At 68.4% G+C, this 20608-nt stretch carries 18 protein-coding genes (1 of these 18 only partly in view); 10 read left to right on the top strand and 8 right to left on the bottom strand.

The window, feature by feature from the left end; all coding sequences use genetic code 11:
• Positions 1 to 10: 10 nt before the first annotated feature.
• The 6 genes from K5L94_RS21790 to K5L94_RS21765 all read right to left on the bottom strand — a co-directional run bounded on the left by K5L94_RS21790 (position 11) and on the right by K5L94_RS21765 (position 5655).
• Positions 11 to 406, bottom strand: coding sequence for a hypothetical protein (locus K5L94_RS21790; RefSeq protein WP_274511413.1), 396 nt, complete (start codon positions 404 to 406; stop codon positions 11 to 13).
• A 61-nt stretch (positions 407 to 467) separates the two neighbouring features.
• Complete coding sequence (locus K5L94_RS21785; protein WP_274511410.1) at positions 468 to 2507, bottom strand: FUSC family protein; 2040 nt, start codon at positions 2505 to 2507, stop codon at positions 468 to 470.
• A 3-nt stretch (positions 2508 to 2510) separates the two neighbouring features.
• Entirely contained in the window at positions 2511 to 3971 is a 1461-nt protein-coding gene (locus tag K5L94_RS21780) for an efflux transporter outer membrane subunit (RefSeq protein WP_053451197.1), read from the bottom strand.
• Positions 3968 to 4885, bottom strand: coding sequence for an efflux RND transporter periplasmic adaptor subunit (locus K5L94_RS21775; protein WP_197563712.1), 918 nt, complete (start codon positions 4883 to 4885; stop codon positions 3968 to 3970). The genes K5L94_RS21780 and K5L94_RS21775 overlap by 4 nt, the downstream gene beginning before the upstream one ends.
• A complete protein-coding gene (locus tag K5L94_RS21770) occupies positions 4882 to 5091 on the bottom strand; it encodes a DUF1656 domain-containing protein (RefSeq protein WP_025875651.1) in 210 nt (69 codons plus the stop codon). Before K5L94_RS21770 ends, K5L94_RS21775 begins: the two co-directional genes overlap by 4 nt.
• 108 nt (positions 5092 to 5199) lie before the next feature.
• Positions 5200 to 5655 (bottom strand): MarR family winged helix-turn-helix transcriptional regulator, encoded by a 456-nt coding sequence (locus K5L94_RS21765; protein ID WP_008265191.1) that lies wholly within the window; start codon positions 5653 to 5655, stop codon positions 5200 to 5202.
• A gap of 610 nt (positions 5656 to 6265) precedes the next feature.
• Between K5L94_RS21765 and folE the strand changes: the two genes are divergently transcribed.
• From folE to K5L94_RS21745, 4 genes are all read left to right on the top strand, one after another.
• Complete coding sequence (gene folE, locus K5L94_RS21760) at positions 6266 to 6877, top strand: GTP cyclohydrolase I FolE (RefSeq protein WP_004141296.1); 612 nt, start codon at positions 6266 to 6268, stop codon at positions 6875 to 6877.
• A gap of 112 nt (positions 6878 to 6989) precedes the next feature.
• On the top strand, positions 6990 to 8459 hold the full coding sequence (locus tag K5L94_RS21755) for a DUF3375 domain-containing protein (protein ID WP_049457795.1): 1470 nt from the start codon (positions 6990 to 6992) through the stop codon (positions 8457 to 8459).
• Positions 8446 to 9147: a DUF4194 domain-containing protein gene (locus K5L94_RS21750; RefSeq protein ID WP_053512058.1), complete on the top strand. Its 702-nt coding sequence runs from the start codon at positions 8446 to 8448 to the stop codon at positions 9145 to 9147. The genes K5L94_RS21755 and K5L94_RS21750 overlap by 14 nt, the downstream gene beginning before the upstream one ends.
• Positions 9148 to 9163: 16 nt before the next feature.
• Positions 9164 to 12544 carry an ATP-binding protein gene (locus K5L94_RS21745; protein WP_053451194.1) on the top strand — a complete coding sequence of 1127 codons (3381 nt, stop codon included), beginning with the start codon at positions 9164 to 9166 and terminating at the stop codon, positions 12542 to 12544.
• Positions 12545 to 12638: 94 nt separating this feature from the next.
• Here the strand turns inward: K5L94_RS21745 and K5L94_RS21740 are convergent, their stop codons facing one another.
• Positions 12639 to 13427, bottom strand: a complete 789-nt coding sequence (locus K5L94_RS21740) for a sulfite exporter TauE/SafE family protein (RefSeq protein ID WP_219626123.1) — start codon at positions 13425 to 13427, stop codon at positions 12639 to 12641.
• 93 nt (positions 13428 to 13520) lie between these two features.
• On the opposite strand from K5L94_RS21740, the gene K5L94_RS21735 reads away from it, so the two are divergent.
• Positions 13521 to 13913: a YchJ family protein gene (locus tag K5L94_RS21735; protein ID WP_053451406.1), complete on the top strand. Its 393-nt coding sequence runs from the start codon at positions 13521 to 13523 to the stop codon at positions 13911 to 13913.
• A 3-nt stretch (positions 13914 to 13916) separates the two neighbouring features.
• On the opposite strand, the gene K5L94_RS21730 is transcribed toward K5L94_RS21735, so the two are convergent.
• Entirely contained in the window at positions 13917 to 15197 is a 1281-nt protein-coding gene (locus tag K5L94_RS21730; protein ID WP_053451193.1) for a GGDEF domain-containing protein, read from the bottom strand.
• A 150-nt stretch (positions 15198 to 15347) separates the two neighbouring features.
• On the opposite strand from K5L94_RS21730, the gene egtB reads away from it, so the two are divergent.
• The 5 genes in view from egtB to K5L94_RS21705 are tightly spaced (at most 40 nt apart) and all read left to right on the top strand, a layout consistent with a single transcriptional unit that may run on beyond the window.
• Positions 15348 to 16619, top strand: a complete 1272-nt coding sequence (gene egtB / locus K5L94_RS21725) for an ergothioneine biosynthesis protein EgtB (RefSeq protein WP_274511384.1) — start codon at positions 15348 to 15350, stop codon at positions 16617 to 16619.
• The gene (gene egtD / locus K5L94_RS21720) at positions 16616 to 17641 is read left to right on the top strand and encodes an L-histidine N(alpha)-methyltransferase (RefSeq protein ID WP_053451191.1); all 1026 of its coding nucleotides are present in this window, start codon (positions 16616 to 16618) and stop codon (positions 17639 to 17641) included. The genes egtB and egtD overlap by 4 nt, the downstream gene beginning before the upstream one ends.
• Positions 17642 to 17673: 32 nt before the next feature.
• Positions 17674 to 18936 (top strand): lytic murein transglycosylase, encoded by a 1263-nt coding sequence (locus tag K5L94_RS21715; RefSeq protein ID WP_274511381.1) that lies wholly within the window; start codon positions 17674 to 17676, stop codon positions 18934 to 18936.
• 40 nt (positions 18937 to 18976) lie between these two features.
• On the top strand, positions 18977 to 19861 hold the full coding sequence (locus K5L94_RS21710; RefSeq protein ID WP_274511378.1) for a D-hexose-6-phosphate mutarotase: 885 nt from the start codon (positions 18977 to 18979) through the stop codon (positions 19859 to 19861).
• A gap of 32 nt (positions 19862 to 19893) precedes the next feature.
• A protein-coding gene (locus K5L94_RS21705) for a DUF2628 domain-containing protein (RefSeq protein WP_274512649.1) crosses the window boundary here: on the top strand, positions 19894 to 20608 show its 5' portion. The gene runs 44 nt beyond the window's last position; 715 of the gene's 759 nt are visible here — the first part of the coding sequence; its start codon is at positions 19894 to 19896; the stop codon falls past the right edge of the window.

Here is a 20608-nt window from a genome sequence, read left to right as displayed (position 1 = left end):
CGGCGTGGATCTACGCGATCAGCACCAGGCCATCGGGGAACACGATCGCCGCTTCATCGGCGCTCACATCGAAGAAGCCCACGCCGTGCTTCTCGGCCAGGTCCTGCACGCGGCCATGCGCATGCTCTGCCACCGAGTAGGCAAACGCACCGTAGATCACCTGGCGGCCGATGCTGTACTCGGTCACTTCGGCACGGTCGTCATCGTCATTGCTCAGCGGACCGTCCATCGGCGGGAACTCCTGCGCCATCTCCGCGAACCAGGCCTGCAGCGCCGGGCTGCTGACCGCCGGGTCGTCGTACTCGTGGTTCTCGCCCCATTGGGCCTGCTTCTCGAACCAGGCGATGAAGGCTGCCACCTCGCGCGGGGCGGCACTCGCCTCGAAGACCATCATGTCGTAACTCATTGAACCGTCCTGTTGCCATGGCGAAAGGCCGCCGGGAATGGGCCGGCGCTGCCGGGCATTATCAAGCCGATGCAACGCCGGCGTCCGCCCACCCTGGCGCCAATGCCTTCGCCTCCGGGAACAGCGCGAAGCGCAGGCCGATCAGGCCCATCAGGGCCTCGTCGCGCGCCTTGCAGGCGGCCACGCCGCCAACCCGGCCCAGCGAAGTATCCAGCCGCTCGCGCAGCGCCTCGGCCGCCACGATCGGTTTGCGCGCAGCGATCTGCCGGCGGTAATGCACGGCGATCTCTTCCAGGATGTGCTCGACCGCTTCGCGGCTGCGCTCGGGCAGTTCCAGCCGTGCGCGACGCAGTTGCAGGATGTTCAGGCCGATGCGTGCCTCGTTGAGCATGTCCACCGATGCGATGTCGCTGCCCTCCGGTGTCGCCGCCAGGCGCGGTGCGAGCAGGCCCAGCAGGTCGAGCATGCGCGCGGCAAAGCGCTGGCGGTCCTGCTGGCCGCGGCCTTCGGCGGCTTCGGCCAGCGTAGTCCAGCCCTGCCGTACCAACCGGCGTGCGGTCCACTCGGCACCCACCGAACGGAACAGGCGGGTCATCACCACCGCAAAGCCAATGCCGATGAACATCGCGATCGACGAATTGAGGAAGGTCTGGATGTTGGCGCTGTAGGTGTTCTGCAGGCTCAGCAGCGCGGCCAGGTTCACCGTCAGCGGCAGTGCGAACAGCGCGCTCTTCGGGTGATGCAGCATCAGCCCCAGTGGCAGGAACACCACCGCCAGCACCAGCGCCAGCAGGCCGAAGTCATGTACGGCCGGGAACACGCCGAACAGGTACACGCCGGCCACCACCGAAGCGACCATCGCCCACACCAGGAACGACACCATGCTCGGCGCCGGATCATCCTGCGCGGCGAAGAACGCGGCGGTCACCGCGGCCATCATTGCGCCGTTGCCGCCGCCTTCCCAGCCCAGTGCGATCCACAGCACGCAGTAGCTCATCAGCGCCACGCCGGCACTGAGCGCGGAGAACAGCGCCATGCCGTAGTCGACGTGCTTGTCAGCGGCCACCCGTTCGGTGCGGATGCGGTAGTGCGCGCGGTCCAGCGGTGCGGTGCCATGATCGATCGCATGCTGCAGCGTGCGGCAGTCCTGCCACAGGTCCACCAGTTCCTCCAGGCGCAGCAGCAGGCTGGCCAGCTGCAGGTGCTGCAGATCGCGGTCCACCTGCGGTTTCAGCGCACTGATGCGCGCGCGCAGGCGGGCGTACTCGCTGGCGCTGGTCGGCCCGTCCAGCCAGTCGTGGAGGTCGTCGATCAGTTCCGGCAGGCCCTCCGGCAGCGCCTGGCCATCGCTGCGCAGCGCACTCAACCGATCGGCGATCGACGACAGCACCGGCAACAGCAGCAGCATGCGCTCACGCAGGCGCTCCATCGACACCGCCGAACCGGCATGGCGCGGATCATCGCGGCGCAGGAATTCAATCAACGCCTCGAACTGCACCAGGTCGGCGGCCAACCGGTTGCGTGGCGCGTGCGCGCGGCCGCGTTCAAGAATCTGCCGGCACCACTGCGCGGCGTCCTCCATCCAGGTGCCGATGCGTGCACGCAGCATCGGCCGCACCGAGGCCGGGAACAGCAGCGAAGCAAACAGCACTGCCACCACCGTGCCGAGGATGATCTCCTCGCTGCGCGCCACCACGGTGTCGAAGATGGTCTCCGGCGAGGTCACTGCCGGGAAGCCGATGAAGGCGGTGGTGTAGCCGGCCAGCAGGAACGCGTAGCCGCGCGGACCGCGGTTGAGCAGCGCCATGAACAGGCAGCCGGCCAGCCAGATCGACATCGCCGCGCTCAGCACCAGCGGAGTCTCCACCAGCGCCGGCAGCACCAGCAGGGTGGCCAGGCCGGCCACCAGCGTGCCGACGATGCGATACACGCCCTTGGCCCGGGTGGGGCCCAGCAGCGGCTGGCTGACGATGTACACCGTGCCCATCGCCCAGTACGGGCGCGACAGGTTGCCGGCCATGGCGATGTACAGCGCGGCCACCGCGGCCAGGTAGGTCTTGATCGAGAACAGCCAGGCCTGGCGGTCGGTCAGCGCGTTCATGGCTTACTTCGCGGCGGTCGTGGTGGCGGCCGGGGTGGCACTGGCCTGCCAACCGCCACCCAGCACCAGGAACAGGTGGATCTGGTCGCGCGACACCTGCGCTTCGGCCGCGGCCAGGGTGGCATCGCTGGTGGCCAGGCTGCGGTCGGCATCCAGGCTGGACAGGTACGGCGTGCGGCCGCCCTGGTACAGCCGGCGGTTCTGTTCGGCGGCCAATGCAGCCTGTTCCTGCGCGGTGCGCAGCGACTGCAGCCGGCGCAGGTCCTGCGCGTAGCGGTCCAGCGCCGTCTGGGTTTCGCGCAGCGCCTGCAGCACGGTGTGGTCGAACTCGGCCAGCGCCGCATCGGCACCGGCTTCGGCGGCGTGGATGCGGGCGTGGGTGCCGGACGACGGCAGCGTCCACGAGATCAGCGGGCCGATCGACCACTGCTGGGTCATCGGCGTGCCGAAGTCCTCCAGCAGGCCGGCGGCACCGAGTGAGGCACCGAGGCGGATATCCGGGTACAGCTCGGCGGTGGCCACGCCAATGCGTGCAGTGGCCGAGGCCAGCTTGCGCTCGGCCTGGCGCACGTCCGGGCGACGCTGCAGCAGCGCACGACCATCGCCCACCGGCAACGGCTGCGCCAGGGCGGGGGCGTGCGCGCAGTCGATCACGCCGGCCGGCAGCTGGCCCGGGGTCTGCCCGAGCAGCGCGGCCAGCGAATAGGCGGCCGCCGAACGCTGCGCATGCAGCGGCGGCAGTGCAGCTTCCAGCACCGCCACCTGGGCATTGGCGCGGGCCAGCTCCGGCGGCGTGCCACGACCGGCATCGATCAAGCGCTGGGTGACCGAACGGCTGCGCTGCTGCAGTTGCAGCGAATGCTCGGCCACATGCAGCTCGTGGTTGGCATGGCAGATTTCCAGGTAGCTGTCGGCCACCTGCGCAACCACGCTGACCTGGGCCAGGTCGCGTGCGGCGGCCACCGACTGTTCGTCGGCGCGCGCCGCTTCGGCGCCGCGCTTGAGCTTGCCGAACAGGTCGAACTGGTAGCTGACCGCGAACTTGCCGTCGGCCAGGTTGATCACCGGCAGCTCGTGTTCCTGCAGGAACGATTCGGCCGACAGCTGCGCGCGGCTGACGCCGGCCTCGGCCTCGTACTCGAAGCCGCCCGCGTCCAGCGCCTGCTCGTATACGGCGGCGGCACGGCGCAGATGCGCATCGGCGGCCTTAAGTTCCACGTTGTCGCGCAGCGCCTGGGTGATCAGCCCGTCCAGCACCGGGTCGTTGTACAGCGACCACCAGCGGTCGGGCAGCGCCTGGTTGGCGGCCACCTGCGGGTTCTGGGTGTCAATGAAGGCCGCATTGGCCTGCGGGCGCTTGAACGCCGAGTCTTCCGGCAGGGCGTAGTCGGGGCCGACGGTCCTGCACGCGGCCAGGCTGGCCAGCGCGACGATCAGGCCGAGACGGGGCAGGGTGGTGTTCACAGGCCCGCCTGTGTCGGCGCGGTGCCGGCCTTGCCTGCGTGCTTCGTGCTGCTGGTCTGGACGGTCACCGTGGCGGTACGGCCGGCGATCAGTTCCACGCCCTCGGGCACCTCGTCGATGCTGATGCGCACCGGGATACGCTGCGCCAGCCGCACCCAGTCGAAGGCCGGGGTCACGTTCGGCAGCAGGCTGCTGCCGTTGCTGCGGTAGCGGTCCTCGATGCCGGCAGCGATGCTCTCGACATGGCCGCGCAGCGGGGTCGATTCGCCCATCAGGCGGATGTCGACGCTCTGCCCCGGCGCCACGCCGCGCAGGCGGGTTTCCTCGAAGTAGCCATCAATGCGGAACGAGCCGGTATCCAGCAGCGCCAGTACCGGCTTGCCGGCCACCACGTAGTCGCCCACGCGCAGGGTGCGGTCGTTGACCCGGCCATCGGCCGGTGCGCGCACCTCGGTGCGGCCCAGGTTGAGTTCGGCCAGGTCGACTGCGGCCTGTGCGGTGGCCAGCGCGGCCTGTGCAGCCTGCAGCTTGGCGCGGCGCACTTCGGCGTCCTCGGCGGCGACCAGGTCCTGCAGGCTGCGGTCGCGGCCGATCTCGCGGCGCAGCTGCGCCACCGAGGCCTGGCGCTCGGCCAGGCTGGCCTTGGCCTGCTCCAGTGCGATGCGGTAGCGCGCGCGGTCGACCACGAACAACAGGTCGCCCTTCTTCACTGCCTGGTTGTCGGCCACGTCCACCGTTTCCACCAGCCCGGACACATCCGGCGCCATCTGCACCACGTCGGCGCCGACATGGGCGTCGCGGGTCCATGGCTCATCCATGTAATAGACCCACAGCTGGCGCAGCACCAGCAGGGCCACGATCACGGCTGCGCTGGTGAGCAGCACCGGCAGGGTCTTCTTCACGATCTTGTTCACGATTGCATCCAACGCAGGAGGTGGAACAGCAGGCCAAGCACGATCCCGTACAGCGCCAGGTTGAACAGCGCCGGGTGCCATACATGGCGGTAGGCGCCGGCACGCTGCAGCAGCGCGTGCAGGCCGCTGTTGACCAGATAGGCCAACACCATCAACCCGAGCAGGGTCGGGACGAACACTCCGTGGAGACTGAATTCACCGGGCATCGGTAGGGGCGGGGGCGAGGTGGGGGAGGGGAGGGACAACGAAACAACAGCAACGGGCAAAAGCCGCTGGCGTGTGCACGGCAGCGGCGGTGTTCGGGGGCAGCGGTCTTACGTAATGCGGTCGGCGGCCTCGGCCAGCAGGCGCCATGCCTTCAGCACGGCGTGCAGTTCATCCATGGAAAGCTCGCCGAACACGTCCTGGCGCAGGCCGATCAACTGGTCTTCCAGCTCGCTGACCAGGGCCTGGCCGGCGTCGGTCAGCCACAGCAGGTTGGCGCGGCGGTCGCTGGCGTCGCTCTCGCGGCGGACCAGGTCGCTGGCGCACAGCTTGTCCAGCAGGCGCACCAGGGAAGGCCCCTCCATGCCCAGCTGCTGGGCCAGCGCCACCTGGCGGATGCCACCGCCGGAGCGGCCGATCATCAGCAGCGGCATGGTGCAGGCGGTGGAGATGCCGTAGCTGCCCAGGCGGCTGTCGGCCAGGCGCTGCCACTGCCGCCCTGCGTACAGCAGGCCGGAGCTGAGCTGCATCTGCAGCACGGTGCGCTCGTCGAGGGGTCGGTCCATAAGAGATAGATAGGATACTACTAATTTCATTCCTATCAATTGGTTTTTCTGAATGGGCGGGGGTGTAGTGAGGAAAAGCGTTGCGCCACGTTGCTACGGTGGGGCAGCGGGGGTCGGACGGGGCAGGACACGCCGTAAACCCGTCCCTGGGGGCTCGGCCGCGGCATCCATGCCGCGGACGGTCCTGCCCCGTCCGGCCCCCGCTGCCCCACCGTAGCAACGTGGCGCGGTGGGTTGGCTCTTTAAAGGCAGGAGCAGAAGCCAAAGCTGTGCGGACCAGCGGTCCGCGCCCACCACAGCAGTCGCGCAGTCGCGCGCGGTGCTTCCGAAGCCATGAACCCCCGCTTTTGACCCCGCTTTCGGGCGGTCCGGCCGCGCCCGCAGGAAACTGTCAGGGATGGGGAAGGGCGGCAGGGCAGGACCGTGAGGCGCATGGATGCGCCGACCGAGCCCCCATGGATGGGTTCACGGCGTGTCCTGCCCTGCCGCCCTTCCCCATCCAAACCCGTAACAGGCAGGCGCCACCAGACACCCGATGAACCGTCCCAACAGGACGACCCACCCCCCGGTCGGGTACGATGCTCGCCCCCCGTTCGGGACGCTGTACGCAATGAGCAAGAACAACGAAAAGGCCGCCCCGCAGGGCGACGTGACCCAGGACCAGGCCGAGGATGCCGTGCGCACCCTGCTGCGCTGGGCCGGTGAGGATCCGTCCCGTGAAGGCCTGCTGGATACCCCCCGCCGCGTCGCCGAAGCCTATGGCGACTGGTTCAGCGGTTACCGCGACGACCCGCGCGCCTACATGGAGCGGACCTTCGAGGAAGTGGCCGGCTATGACGAACTGATCGTCCTGCGTGACATCGAGTACGAAAGCCACTGCGAACACCACATGGCGCCGATCATCGGCCGCGTGCACGTCGGCTACCTGCCGGCCGGCAAGGTGGTGGGCATCAGCAAGCTGGCCCGCGTCGTCGAAGCCTATGCCCGCCGTTTCCAGGTGCAGGAAAAGATGACCGCGCAGATCGCGCAGTGCATCCAGGACGTGCTGCAGCCGATCGGTGTCGGCGTGGTCGTCGAAGGCGCCCATGAATGCATGACCACCCGCGGCATCCACAAGCGCGGCGTCAGCATGGTCACCTCCAAGATGCTGGGCAGCTTCCGCGACGACGCGCGTACCCGCGCCGAGTTCCTGCGCTTCATCGAAGTGGGCGGCAAGCGCTGAGCCGCTTGCCCGCACCCCGCCGGCCCCTGCGGGCCGGCATGCCCACGGCTGCCCGCGCGGCAGCCGTGCGTGGCGGCTCGTCCCTGTCAGCCCTACAGACCTCTTTCGCTGCATGAAGCATCGCGAACGCATCTCCCGTTACCGTCATCTGCGCGAACAGCCCCAATGGAAGCTGCTCGCCGCTGACCACGCCCCGGAAATCATCGGCCTGCTGCAGGGGCTGCTGATGGACGGCGAGCGCACGCTGTCGTCGTCGGTGCTCAACGAGCGCCTGCAACGCGCGCTGGACCAGCTCAACGGCGACGAACTGTCGCGCGACCTGCCGCGTACCGCGCAGGCCTACATCGCGCACTGGCTGGCCCAGGGCTGGCTGGAACGCCGCCTGCCCGAGGGTGCCGACCAGGAACAGTACGAACTGTCGACCGCGGCGCTGCAGGCGATCCGCTTCGCCGATGGCCTCGAGCAGGCCCGCGTGGCGGCCACCGAAAGCCGCCTGGCGCTGGTCATCGAACAGCTCTCGCAGCTGGCAGCGCAGACCGAATCCGATCCGGACGCGCGCCTGTCGGCGCTGCGCGACGAGCGTGACCGCATCGATGCCGAGATCGCCCGCGTCGGTGCTGGCCGCGTGATCGCGCTGGATGGCAAGCGCGCGCTGGAACGTGCGCGCCAGATCATCGGCCTGGCCGACGAACTGACCGAAGACTTCCGCCGCGTGCGCGACGATTTCGAGCAGCTCAACCGTGATTTCCGCGAACGCATCATCGACGATGAAGGCGAGCGCGGTGACGTCCTGTCGCAGCTGTTCGAAGGCGTGGACGTGATCGGCGAGAGCGATGCCGGGCGCAGTTTCCAGGCCTTCTGGCGCCTGCTCAACGACGCCGAACAGAGCGCCCAGCTCGATGCCGCGCTGGAAGCAGTGCTGGCGCGTGGCTTCGCGCGCCGCCTGGACCGCAACGAACGCAACTTCCTGCGTGGCTTCACCAGCACCATGCTCGAGCGTGGCGGCCAGGTGCACGATGTGCTGCAGAACTTCGCGCGCAGCCTGCGCGGTTTCGTGCAGAGCCGTGGCTACCTGGAACAGCGCCGCCTCAACCAGTTGTTGAAGCAGGCGCAGTCCGAAGCGCTGGCACTGCGCGATGAGTTCCCGGCACAGCGCGGCATCGGCCGCGACCTGCAGCTGACCACCAGCCGCCTGCGCTCGTGGTCGCAGTGGAAGCTGCATGATCCACGCAGTGCCCAGGTCGATGGCAACGTCGAATACAACGACGCGGCCGCGATCAGCCTGGAGAGCGTCGGCGATCTGGTCGCTTCGTCCGAAATCGACTTCCGTACCCTGCGCCGCGACCTGCACGACCTGCTCGATGCACAGCCGCGGCTGAGCATCGCCCAGGCCCTGTCGCAGCGCGAAGCGCCGCAGGGCCTGGGCAGTGTCATCGGCTACCTGTCACTGGGCACGCGCTTCGGCAACGTGGTCGCCGGCGAGCAGGAGCTCGCGCAATGGCGTGGTGGCGACGGCCAGATCCGTCGCGCCCGCATCCCGCTGGTTTGGTTCACCCAGGAGAGACGCCATGAGCTGGCATGAAGATCCGATCGACGCACCGCAGGCCGACGTGGCGGAAGACGCCTACGAGGCCGAGCCGGTGGCGAGCGTGGCGCAGCCCCGCCGTGGCAACGACGTGTACTACCTGGGCGATACCGGGCGCCTGCCGCTGGATGCGCGCCGCGCGCTGTGCCAGCTGCTGATCGGCCCCAGCATCGACCAGCTGCGCCACGCCAAGCTGTGGCCGGCGCTGATCCGCAGTGAAGCCGCCATCCGCTCCGCGCTGGCCGACCTGTTCCTGGAACTGGTGCTGGACCGCGACAGCGGCGTGGCCTTCACCCGCCAGGCCGACACCGAAGACGTTGATGCACCGGTACTGCTGCGCACCTCGCCGCTGACCTTCATCGACTCGGTGCTGCTGCTGTACCTGCGCCAGCAGCTGGCCGAGGCCGACGCGCGGGGCAACCGCGCGGTGGTCGCCGACGCCGAGATGGCCGAAGCGCTGGCCATCTACGAAAAGAACCTGTCCACCGACCGCGCCGGCTTCAATCGCCGCGTCGCCTCGGCGGTGCAGAAGATGAAGGACAACCACATCCTGACCCGCCTCAGCGGCCAGGAAGACCGCCACGAAGTCTCGCCGGCGCTGAAGCTGCTGTTCTCCGCCGAAGACGTGTCCCAGCTTTCGGCGGTCTACCGCCAGCTGCGCGAAACCCCGGCCGCCGAGGCCTGAGAGACCCGACCATCGCATGGCTATCTCCAAGCACACCCCCGCCCTGTTCAACGAAGGCCTGCCGGACCCGCGCCTGCAGCAGTTCCGCATGCGCCGCCTGCAGGTGCACAACTGGGGCACCTTCAACGGTTTGACCGAAGTACCGATCGCCGAGCGCGGCTTCCTGTTCGTCGGCCGTTCCGGCTCGGGCAAGTCGACCCTGCTCGATGCCATGTCCGCGCTGCTGACGCCGCCGGCCATCGTCGACTTCAACGCCGCCGCGCGTGAAGCCGAGCGCAGTGGCCGCGACCGCAACCTGGTGTCCTACGTGCGTGGCGCGTGGGCCGACCAGCAGGACAGCGGCACCGGCGAAATCGCCACCCAGTACCTGCGCAAGGGCGCGACCTGGACCGCGCTGGTGCTGGAGTACCGCGCCGGCGATGGCCGCGTGGTCAGCCTGGTGCGCCTGCTGTGGATCTCCGGCAACGGCACCTCGGCCGGCGACGTGCGCAAGCACTACATGATCGCCGAGCGTCCGTTCGACATCGCCAAGGATCTCGGTGGGTTCGATCTGGACCTGCGCAAGCTCAAGCAGAAGCTGTCCGACCTGCACCATTTCGACACCTTCTCCGGCTATGCCGAGCGCTTCCGCGACCTCCTCGGCATCGACAACGAGATGGCACTGCGCCTGCTGCACAAGACGCAGTCGGCGAAGAACCTGGGCGACCTCAACGTCTTCCTGCGCGATTTCATGCTCGACACGCCGAAGACCTTCGACGCCGCCGAGCGCCTGGTCAGCGACTTCGCCGAGCTCGATGGCGCGCACCAGGCCGTGGTCACCGCCCGCCGCCAGGTGGAAACCCTGCTGCCGGCGCGCGCCTACTACAACGATCTGAAGGAAATGCACCGCCAGCGCGGCGACGACGAAGCGCTGAAGCTTGGCGTTGACAGCTTCCGTGAAAGCCGCCGCCAGGCGCTGATCGAAGCGCGCCTGCGCGAAATGGATGTGCGTGACCGTGGCCTGCTGGGCGAGGAAGCCCAGCGCCGCGCCGCGCTGGACAACCACACCGAGCGCCTGGCCGAACTGGAACTGCAGCGCCGCCAGCAGGGCGGTGAGCGCATCGAGGAACTGGAACGCGAGCAGGGCCGCGCCGAAGCCGAGCGCGACCGCCGCCAGGCCAAGCGTGACCAGGCCCAGGAAGCGGCTCAGCAATTGCAGGCCGAACTGCCCGGCGATGCCCACGGTTTCGCAGAGCTGGTCGAGCGTGCGCAGAACGAACTGCAGGACCGCCAGCGTGCCTCGGCGGCACTGGATGATGCGATCAGCGATCGCCTCGGTGGCAAGCGCGATGACGAGCGCCGCTTCGGCGAAGTGCGCAGCGAGCTGGAGGCGATGCAGCGCACGCCGTCCAACATCCCGGCGCCGATGCAGAAGCTGCGCGCGCGCCTGGCCGAGGAAACCGGCATTGCCGAAGCGGCGCTGCCGTTCGTCGGCGAGCTGATCCAGGTCCGCTCGGAAGAGCAGGGCTGGCAGGGCGCCATCGAGCGCGTGCTGGGCGGCTTCGCGCTGTCGCTGCTGGTCGATGACAAGCACTACAACGACGTCGCCGAGTGGGTGAACCGTACCCACCTGGGCATGCGCTTCACCTACTACCGCGTGCGCCGCAACGATGATGCGTTTGCCCGAGAGCCGTCGGCGAAGTCGCTGCTGCACAAGCTGGAACTGCGCGAGCACGTGTTCGAAAGCTGGCTGCGCCGCGAGCTGGGCAAGCGCTTCGACTACGAATGCGTGGACGCCAAGCAGCTGCGCAACGTCGACCGCGGCATCACCCGCGAAGGCCAGGTCAAGCATCCGGGCGATCGTTTCGAGAAGGACGATCGCAGCGCCGTCGGCGATCGCCGCCGCTGGATCCTCGGCTTCAACAACCACGACAAGGTGGGTGCCTTCGAGCGTGAAGCGCAGGAACTGGCCAAGCGCATCGCCAGCTGCGAAACCGATATCGCGCGCCTGCGCGGTCAGCGTGACCGCGACAACGAGCGTCGCCTGGCCTGCCACGAACTGGTGAGCATCAGCTGGAACGAGATCGACATCGCCGCCCCGCAGCAGCGCCTGAGCGATATCGAGGCCACCCTGCGCGACCTGCGCGAAGGCAACGCCGACCTCGCCAAGCTGGCCAAGCAGATCGACGCCGTGCGCGCCGACATCGAGCAGTCCCGCCGTACCTATGAAGACGTCCGCGTCGAGCGTGGCCAGCTGGTCAAGGAACGTGACCGCCTCGACCGCGCGCGCCAGCAGAGCCGTGCACTGGTGCTGCCGAGCCTGGCTCAGGAGCAGGAGGCCGGCCTGGCCGAGCGCCTGCAGGAGCAGGGCCCGCTCAGCCTGGAAACGCTGGAAGCGCACATGCGCCAGGTCAGCAATGCGCTGAATGAACAGTTGTCGTCGTCGCAGCAGGACCTGAACCGCATCGAGAACCAGCTGATCGGCTGCTTCCGTCGCTTCATCCAGCAGTGGCCGGAGGAGTCGGGTGACTTCACCGTGTCGGTGGCCTCGGCCGAGGATTTCCTCGCCCGTCTCGAACGGCTGGAGCGTGATGGACTTCCGCAGCACGAAGAACGCTTCTTCGACCTGCTGCAGAACCAGAGCAAGAACAACCTGCTGGCCCTGCAGCGGCACAGTGCAGAGGCCCGCAAGTCGATCGGCCAGCGCCTGGACGAAGTGAATGCCAGCCTGGAACAGGTGCCGTTCAACCGCGGCACGCTGCTGACCATCGAGCTGAGCGACCGCCGCCTGCCGGAAGTCGGCGAGTTCCACCTGCAGCTGCGCGAAGTGCTGTCGCAACAGCAGACCGAGCAGCGCGAGCTGGCCGAATCGCAGTTCACCGTGCTGCGCCAGCTGGTCAACCGCCTGGGCTCGCAGGAAGGCGAGGACAAGCGCTGGCGCGAGCTGGTGCTGGACGTGCGCATGCACGTGGAGTTCATCGGCGTCGAACTGGATGCGGAAACGCGCCAGCAGGTCGAGATCTACCGCAGCGGCGCCGGCAAGTCCGGTGGCCAGCGCCAGAAACTGGCCACCACCTGCCTGGCCGCAGCACTGCGCTACCAGCTCGGCGGCGCCGACAGCCAGCTGCCGAGCTACGCCGCGGTGGTGCTCGACGAGGCCTTCGACAAGGCCGACAACGAGTTCACCGCACTGGCGATGAACATCTTCGACAATTTCGGCTTCCAGATGGTGGTGGCCACCCCGCTGAAGTCGGTGATGACGCTGGAACCGTTCATCGGTGGCGCCTGCTTCGTCGAGATCAGCGGTCGCCACGACTCCGGCGTGTTGCTGATCGAGTACGACGAAGAAGGCAAGCGGCTGAAGCTGCCGGAACGCAGCCGCCAGCAGGCCAACGAACCGGAAGAAGCCGAGGCCTGACCCGGCCGATTGAATGGGAATGCCGGCCAGCGGCCGGCACTACCGGGTCATGAACCCGCCCATGGTAGTGCCGGCCGCTGGCCGGCAACCGCATTCACGCACCGCGGAACGTATCCCACGCCATCCGTGCGATCAACACCACCACCAACCCCACGAACAGCTTGCGGATGAACGGCGTGCCGCCCTTCAGCGCCAATCGCGTGCCGACCACCGAGCCGATGATGTTGGCCGCCGCCATCGGCAGCGCGAACAGCCACAGGATGTTGCCGGTGGGCACGAAGAACGAGATTGCCGCCACATTGGTCGCCAGGTTCACCACCTTCGACGCGGCGGATGCACGCAGGAAATCCAGCCCGAAGAAGCGCACGAACAGGAAGATCAGGAAACTGCCGGTGCCCGGCCCGAAGAATCCATCGTAGAAACCGATCGCCGCACCGATCGCCAGCGCGATCACCAGCTCGCGGCGTCCGATCTCCTGCGGCCGGTGCAGCGCGCCGAAGTCCTTCTTCCACAGTGTGTAGGCCAGCATCGCGATCAGCAGCACCAGCACCAGCGGGCGCACCGCATCCTTGGGCAGCAGGCTCACCGCCGTGGCCCCGGCGAACGAGAAGATGAAGGCGGTACCGGCCGCGAACAGCACCGGCTTCCACGGGAAGCGCACGTTACGCGCATAGCGCCAGGCCGCCGCACCGGTGCCGAACATCGAACTGAATTTGTTGGTACCGAACAGCATTGCCGGCGTCTGCTGCGGCAGCACCGTGAACAGGCCGGGCAGCTGCACCAGGCCACCGCCACCGACGGCGGCATCCACCAGGCCGGCGATGAAGGCGATCACCACCAGCCACCACAACTCAGGGGGAACCAGTTCCAGCACGGCGGTCATTCAAGGTGGGGGCGCGACAGCATACGCCTGTCCTGCTGCAACTGACCTGTGCCGCGCGTGGATCAATCCGTGCAACCCGGCGACAATGACGGCATGAGCCGACAACCCGCCGATCCCTGTCCCTGTGGCCTGGCCGCCGACTACGCCGCCTGCTGTGGACGCTTCCATGCCGGCGAAGCCGCACCGGACGCCGAGCGCCTGATGCGTTCGCGCTACAGCGCGTACGTGCGTGGCCTTGCCGATTACCTGCGCCAGACCTGGCACCCGGATACCCGCCCGGCCGAGCTGGTGCTGGAGGAGGCGCCGGGCCAGCGCACGCATTGGCTGGGCCTGACCGTGCACGAGCACACGCCCACCGGTGCGGACAGCGCCGAGGTGCGCTTCACCGCGCGCTACCGCATCGGCGGCGGCAGTGCGGTGAAAATGACCGAGCACAGCCGCTTCCTGCGCATCGACGGCCGCTGGTACTACCTCGACGCGGTCTGAGCCTCAGCCGCCGCGCACGGCCAGCACGCGCTGGCCGGCGTGCGCGCGGACCTGGTTGCGGCCGCCGTCCTTGGCCCTGTACAGCGCCTGGTCGGCCGCCTTGATCACCGCTGCCGGCCGTGGATCCTCACGGCTGTCGGCCAGGCCGATACTCACTGTCACCTGCACCACCTGGCCGTTGCCGCCGCGTCCGCGCTGCTGGCGGCCGGCTTCGTCATCACGGCTGCGGGTACTGCGGTCGCGCAGCTGCATGCGGGTGGCCTCGATGCTCTGCCGCAATGCTTCCACGGCATCGACACAGGCCGCCGCCGGACGGTCCAGGAACACCACGACGAACTCCTCGCCGCCATAGCGGAACGCGCGGCCACCGTCGCTGACCCGCGACAGCCGCGAGGCCACCAGGCGCAGCACGTCGTCACCGGTATCGTGGCCATGGGTGTCGTTGAAGGACTTGAAGTGATCCACGTCCACCATTGCGATGCTGTAGGTGCCGCGTGCCCGCTGCACGGTCTCGTTGAACGCGCGGCGCCCCGGCAGGCCGGTCAGTTCATCGCGGAAGGCCATGTGGAAGGACTCCTGCAGCATCGCACCCAGCATCAGCAGCAGGGCAGCACTGCTCAGTGCCGGCAACAGCACCGGTTGCAGGAAGATCCGCGGCAGCATCCACCACAGACACAGTAGGGCCAGCAGCATCGCGGTGTGCAATGGCCGCGGATGCCGCCACGCCTGCCAGCCCAACGCAGCGGTGGCCAGCAGGAACAGCAGGGCCGGCACCTGCGCCAGCGCGTTCCAGTGGGCGGGAATCCAGCGCCAGTGACGGTCCGACAACAGGTCGTGCATGCCGCTGGGCTGCTGTGCTGCCAGCAGCAGGAAGACGGCAAGCGCCAGGCCGCAGGCCACGCCGCGCAGCAGCAGGTCCTGGCGACGTCGCCCGCGTTCCGGCCACAATGCCAGGCCCGCCAACAGCAGCGGCAACCAGGCCGAGATGGCATGGAAGCGCAGCGGGGTCAGGGCGGTCACATGGCCACTGCGCAGGTAGCCACCCACATCCTGGTGCAGCAGCGCGAACACCACCGCCACCAGCAGCAACAGGCACAGCGCACGCACCTGGTGGTAGAGCAGGGCCAGCCCGGCGCCGAGGCTGGCCAGCAGCCACGGCAGGATGCGCTGGGCCGGGCTGGCAACGTCTTCGTTGCCCAGCGCCGTCCACAGCAGCAGTGCGACCAGCACGGCGGGCAGCACGAACAGGTAATGCGCAGGCTGGCGGAGCGGATGCAGGGGCAAGCAGGAATTCCAGCGCGGTGACGACGCGGCCGCAGCACTGCCGTTAGCGGCGTTCGGGCCCGCTTCTTGAATGCGGGCGGGTCACCCATGTGAACAAAGTGACGCCGAACCATGACGTCGCACTCACCGGCCTGCGCCGATGCTGCCTGCATGGACAGCGTACCTGCCGCCGTCGCTGCCCCGCAGCACGATCTCGCCCACCAGTTCGCGCGGGTGCGGGCCCGCAGCCTGCAGTTGGCCGCGCCGCTCAGCGCCGAGGACGCCATGCTGCAGAGCATGGCCGATGCCAGCCCGAGCAAATGGCACCTGGCCCACACCACCTGGTTCTTCGAGCGCTTCGTGCTGGCAGGCCTTGCCGCCGCACCGGCGCACGATCCTGGCTGGGACTTCCTGTTCAACAGCTACTACAAGAGCATCGGCCCGGCCCACGCGCGGCCACAGCGTGGGCTGCTGTCGCGCCCTTCGCTGCAGCAGGTACGCGATTACCGCCAGCAGGTGGATGCGCAGGTGCAGTCACGCCTTGCTGCCGGCGACCTCGACCCACAGGCGCTGCAGCACCTGCAGCTGGGCCTGCAGCACGAACAGCAGCACCAGGAACTGCTGCTCACCGACATCAAGCATGCGTTCTGGTGCAATCCGCTGCAGCCGGCCTACCGGCAGGACCTGCACGCCATCACCAGCATCGCCACTGCGCAGGGCTGGATCGAATCGCCCGAACGCATCGTTACCGTCGGTGCCGCGGCGTGGCCGCAGCACGCCGCCTTCGCCTACGACAACGAATCGCCGCCGCACCGCGTGCTGCTGCCCGCCCATGCCCTGGCCGAGCGCCCGCTCAGCAACGCCGAGTACCTGGCCTTCATCGAGGCCGGCGGCTATCGCGAGCCGCGCTGGTGGCTCAGCGAAGGCTGGGCGCTGCGCGAAGCAGAGGACTGGCAGCACCCGCTGTACTGGGACGACGCCCTGCAGCGCGAATACACCCTGGGCGGTTGGCGCGAACTGGACCTGCACGCGCCGGTCTGCCACCTCAGTTATTACGAGGCCGACGCCTGCGCCCGCTGGGCCGGTGCACGCCTGCCCAGCGAGTTCGAATGGGAAGCCGCTGCCGCCTCGCAACCGTTACGCGGCCATTTCGCCGATGACGATGGCCTGCACCCGCAGGCCGGGCAGGGCAATGGCCTGCGACAGATGTTCGGCGATGTATGGGAGTGGACCCAGAGCGCCTATGGGGCCTATCCGGGCTTCCGCCCGTTCGCCGGCAACCTGGGCGAATACAACGGCAAGTTCATGTGCGGGCAGTGGGTGCTGCGCGGCGGCAGCTGCGCCACTCCGCGCGGACATGTGCGTGCCAGCTACCGCAATTTCTTCATGCCGCCGGCGCGCTGGCAGTTCTCCGGGCTGCGCCTGGCCAGGGACCTCACATGAGTACGGTGGATGACGCACTGCAGGCGCTGACCGATCTCACCCCGGGGCGCCAGCAGATCCTGGCCGATGTGGTGGCCGGTCTGTCGCGCCCGTCGCGGCAGTTGCCCTCCAAGTACTTCTACGATGCCCGCGGCTCGCGCCTGTTCGAGCAGATCACCCAGACCCCCGAGTATTACCCCACCCGCACCGAGCTGGCCCTGCTGAAGCGCGTGCTGCCGGACATCGCCCGTACCGTCGGCCCGCGCCTGCACGTGGTGGAACTCGGCAGCGGCAGTGGCCGCAAGACCGCGCTGCTGCTGGCCGCATTGCACGATCCGGTGGCCTACACGCCGATCGAGATCTCGCGTGCCGCACTGCTGTCCAGCATCGATCACCTGGCACCGGCGCTGCCCGAGGTCGAGATGCTGCCGGTCTGCGCCGACTTCACCCGTCCCGTGGCCGTGCCCATGCCCGAGCGCGAGCCGGCGCGACGCCTGCTGTTCTTCCCCGGTTCCACGCTGGGCAACTTCGAAGGCGAGGACGCCATCGCGCTGTTGCGCGCGATGCGCCAGACCATGGGCGGTGAGGGCCTGGCCCTGGTCGGCATCGACCTGCACAAGGACCCGGCGCTGATCGAGGCAGCCTACAACGACGCGCAGGGCGTCACCGCTGCCTTCACCCTCAACCTGCTGGCCCGGCTCAACCGCGAGATCGGCAGTGACTTCGATCTCGACGGATTCCGTCATCGTGCGTGCTACAGCACCGCCCGGCTGCGTATTGAAACCGACCTGGTCAGCCGCTGGGCGCAGGATGTCCATCTCGATGGCCGGACCTTCCACTTCGCCGCCGATGAGCCGATCCGCGTGGAATACAGTCACAAGTACACCGATGACAGCTTTGAAGCGCTGCTGCAGCAGGCTGGGCTGCAGGTCACGCAGCGCTGGGATGCCGACCGTCCTGCCTACGGCCTGCGCCTGCTGCGTGCGGTCCAGCCCGCCGGTGGTCCGGGTGCCCTTCAGGTTCGGCGGCATCGGTACCCCTAAGATGGCCCTGCAACGGCAACACGGAGGACGCCATGCCCATTCTCACCACGCTCGGCCTGGCAGCCGCCCTGGTTTCGGCCCCCACGCCTGCGGCAGCGGATGCCAGTGCCGATCCAGCCTTCAGCCGCTGCCTGGCGAACCTGCAGGCCACCGCCGCCAGCCGGGGCATCCGTGCCGAGCGCTTCACTGAGATCACCGCTGGCCTCACGCCCGACCCGAGCGTGCTCGACCTGCTCGATGCGCAGCCCGAATTCACCACGCCGATCTGGGACTACCTGGCCGCGCTGGTCGATCGCCAGCGTGTTGATGATGGCCGCGCGATGCTGCAGCAGCATCGTGACCTGCTCGATCGGGTGTCTGCACAGTACGGCGTCGATCCGGCCACTATCGTCGCGGTCTGGGGCGTGGAGAGCGACTACGGCCGCGTGTTCGGCAAGCGCCCGCTGCTGCAGTCGCTGGCCACGCTGTCCTGCGCCGGCCGCCGTCAGGCCTTCTTCCGCGGTGAACTGCTGGCCCTGCTCACGCTGATCGACCGTGGAGACCTGCAGGCACAGGGCCTCACCGGGTCCTGGGCAGGCGCCTTCGGGCATACGCAGTTCATGCCCAGCACCTACGCACGCATCGCCGTGGATGGTGATGGCGATGGTCGCCGCGACCTGGTCGGCAGCATCCCCGATGCGCTGGCGTCCACCGCCAACTACCTCAAGCGCGCCGGTTGGCGCAGTGGCGAGCCGTGGGGCATGGAGGTGCGTGTCCCCGCCGGTTTCAATGCCAGCCAGGCGGGGCGTACCCAGCGCCGCGCCCTGGCCGAGTGGCGCGCGCAGGGAGTGACTGCGCTGGATGGCAGTGCGCTGGCCCCGGCCAAGCTTCCCGCCGACGCGCGTGCCGCCCTGCTGCTGCCGGCCGGCAGCAAGGGCCCGGCGTTGCTGGTGTTCCGCAATTACGACGCGATCTACAGTTACAACGCGGCCGAGAGTTACGCACTGGCGATCGCCACGCTGGCCGACCAGCTGCGCGGCGGCGCCGGATTGGCCACGGCCTGGCCCACCGACGATCCCGGAATCGGCCGCGATGAGCGCCGTCAGCTGCAGACCCTGCTGCTGGCCCGCGGCCACGATATCGGTAGCGCAGACGGCATGATCGGTACTGCCACGCGTCGCGCGATCCAGGCCGAACAGCAACGCCTTGGCTGGGCCAATGCCGATGGTCGCGCCGGGCAACGCATCCTGCGCGCGCTGCAGGAAGAGGCGGCTGCCGCGCCCAGTGCGCAGAAGGCCTTGCCGGCGGCACGTTGACCGCGACATCATCGCCGCGGTCTTCAAGGAGCGTCATCGCATGCAGTCGAATCCGGACATCAGCAACGGCCTGTATCACGGGCTTGAGGCCTGGCACGTGCGCACGCCCGTCGCCACGGCGGTCATCAGCGTGTTCGGCGGACAGCTGCTGTCGTTCATTCCGCAGGGACAACCGGATCTGTTGTGGTTGTCGCCCATGCGCGCCGAGCTGCCGACGCCGATCCGCGGTGGCGTGCCGGTGTGCTGGCCATGGTTCGGTCGCCAGGGCCAGGGCGCGGATGCTCCTGCACATGGCCTGGTGCGCACCGCACGCTGGGAACTGCTGCACGTGCACCAGGGCGATGACGGCGCAGTGGAGCTGCAGCTGGCCCCGTTACTGCCCGACCCACTCGGCCTGCGCCTGCAGATGGTGGTGCACGTCGGCCATCAGCTGCACCAGCAACTGATCACCGAGAACATCGGAACCGTCCCGGTGACGTTCACCCAGGCACTGCACAGCTACTTCAGGGTGGGTGATGCCAGCCGCGTGGACGTCGAGGGTGTCGACGGACTGCAGTACCTGGACAAGTACGAGGACTATTCCCACGCGCGGCAGCAGCAGGGGCCATGGTCGCTGCGCGACCCGCGCGATCCTGGCCGCAGCGACCGCATCTACAACGGGGCACAGGGCCACTATGTGCTGCGTGATCCCGTGCTGCAGCGGCAGATCGAGATCCACAGCGAAGGCAGCCAGACCCTGGTGGCCTGGAACCCGGGAGCCGAGGCCGCGGCGAAAATGTCGGATGTCGGCGAGGGCTGGCGCGACTATGTGTGTCTGGAAGTGGCCAATGCCGGTCCCGAGCAGATTACCCTTGAACCGGGCGCAAGCCACCGGATGGCACAGACCCTGGCCAGCGCACCGCTGCAGGCCACGACAGGACGTTGAGCGTGATGATGGAACCAGCAGAGGTAGGCAACATGCAGGATGCGCAGTGGTGGTATGCCAACAGCAGGCAGAGCGAAGGGCCGGTCGATCTTGCCGGGCTGCGCCGCCTGCAACAGGACGGGACGGTGACGGCGCGTACGCTGTTGTGGCGGGAGGGAATGCCGTCGTGGCGACCGCTGGCCGAGCTCGACCCTGCGGTGGCCGCAGCCGGGCCGGTCGCCCAACCGCCCGAGCCTGCAGGAGTCGCGACGACCGCCGCCGATCCATCCGATCCCTACCGCGCGCCCACGACGGCCGCCCTGCCCACGCCAGCCACAGGGCTGGAGGGTGACATGGCGCTGTATGCCGCCGTCGTCGGCGGCAACTTCCCGATCTATCGCCAGCGCTGGCGGCTGGATCAGGGCATCGCCACGGGCAGCGGTACCTGGCACTGGCCGGCGTTCCTGCTGGGCCTGGTTTGGATGATGTACCGCAGGATGTATCGCCTCGCAGCGATGTGGGCGGGCCTGCTACTGCTGATCAGCGTGATCGAGACGCTGCTGGATGTGCCTGATGGCCTGTCGCTGGTCATCACTGTCGCGCTCAGCATCACTACCGGTGCCTTTGGCAACACCTGGTACCTGGCACATTGCCAGCGCCTCATTGCCCGGGCCCGAGCGGAGAGCCGTGGCGACGAGACGCGGCTGCACCGTGAGTTGAGCGCGCGCGGTGGCACCAGCGTGGTCGCCACCGTGATCGCCCTCGTCA

It is taken from the genome of Stenotrophomonas forensis, from assembly GCF_028752115.1.
Classification (GTDB): Bacteria; Pseudomonadota; Gammaproteobacteria; order Xanthomonadales; family Xanthomonadaceae; genus Stenotrophomonas; species Stenotrophomonas forensis.
Note: the sequence above shows the minus strand (reverse complement) of the source record. Positions and strands in the feature narration are given on the sequence as shown.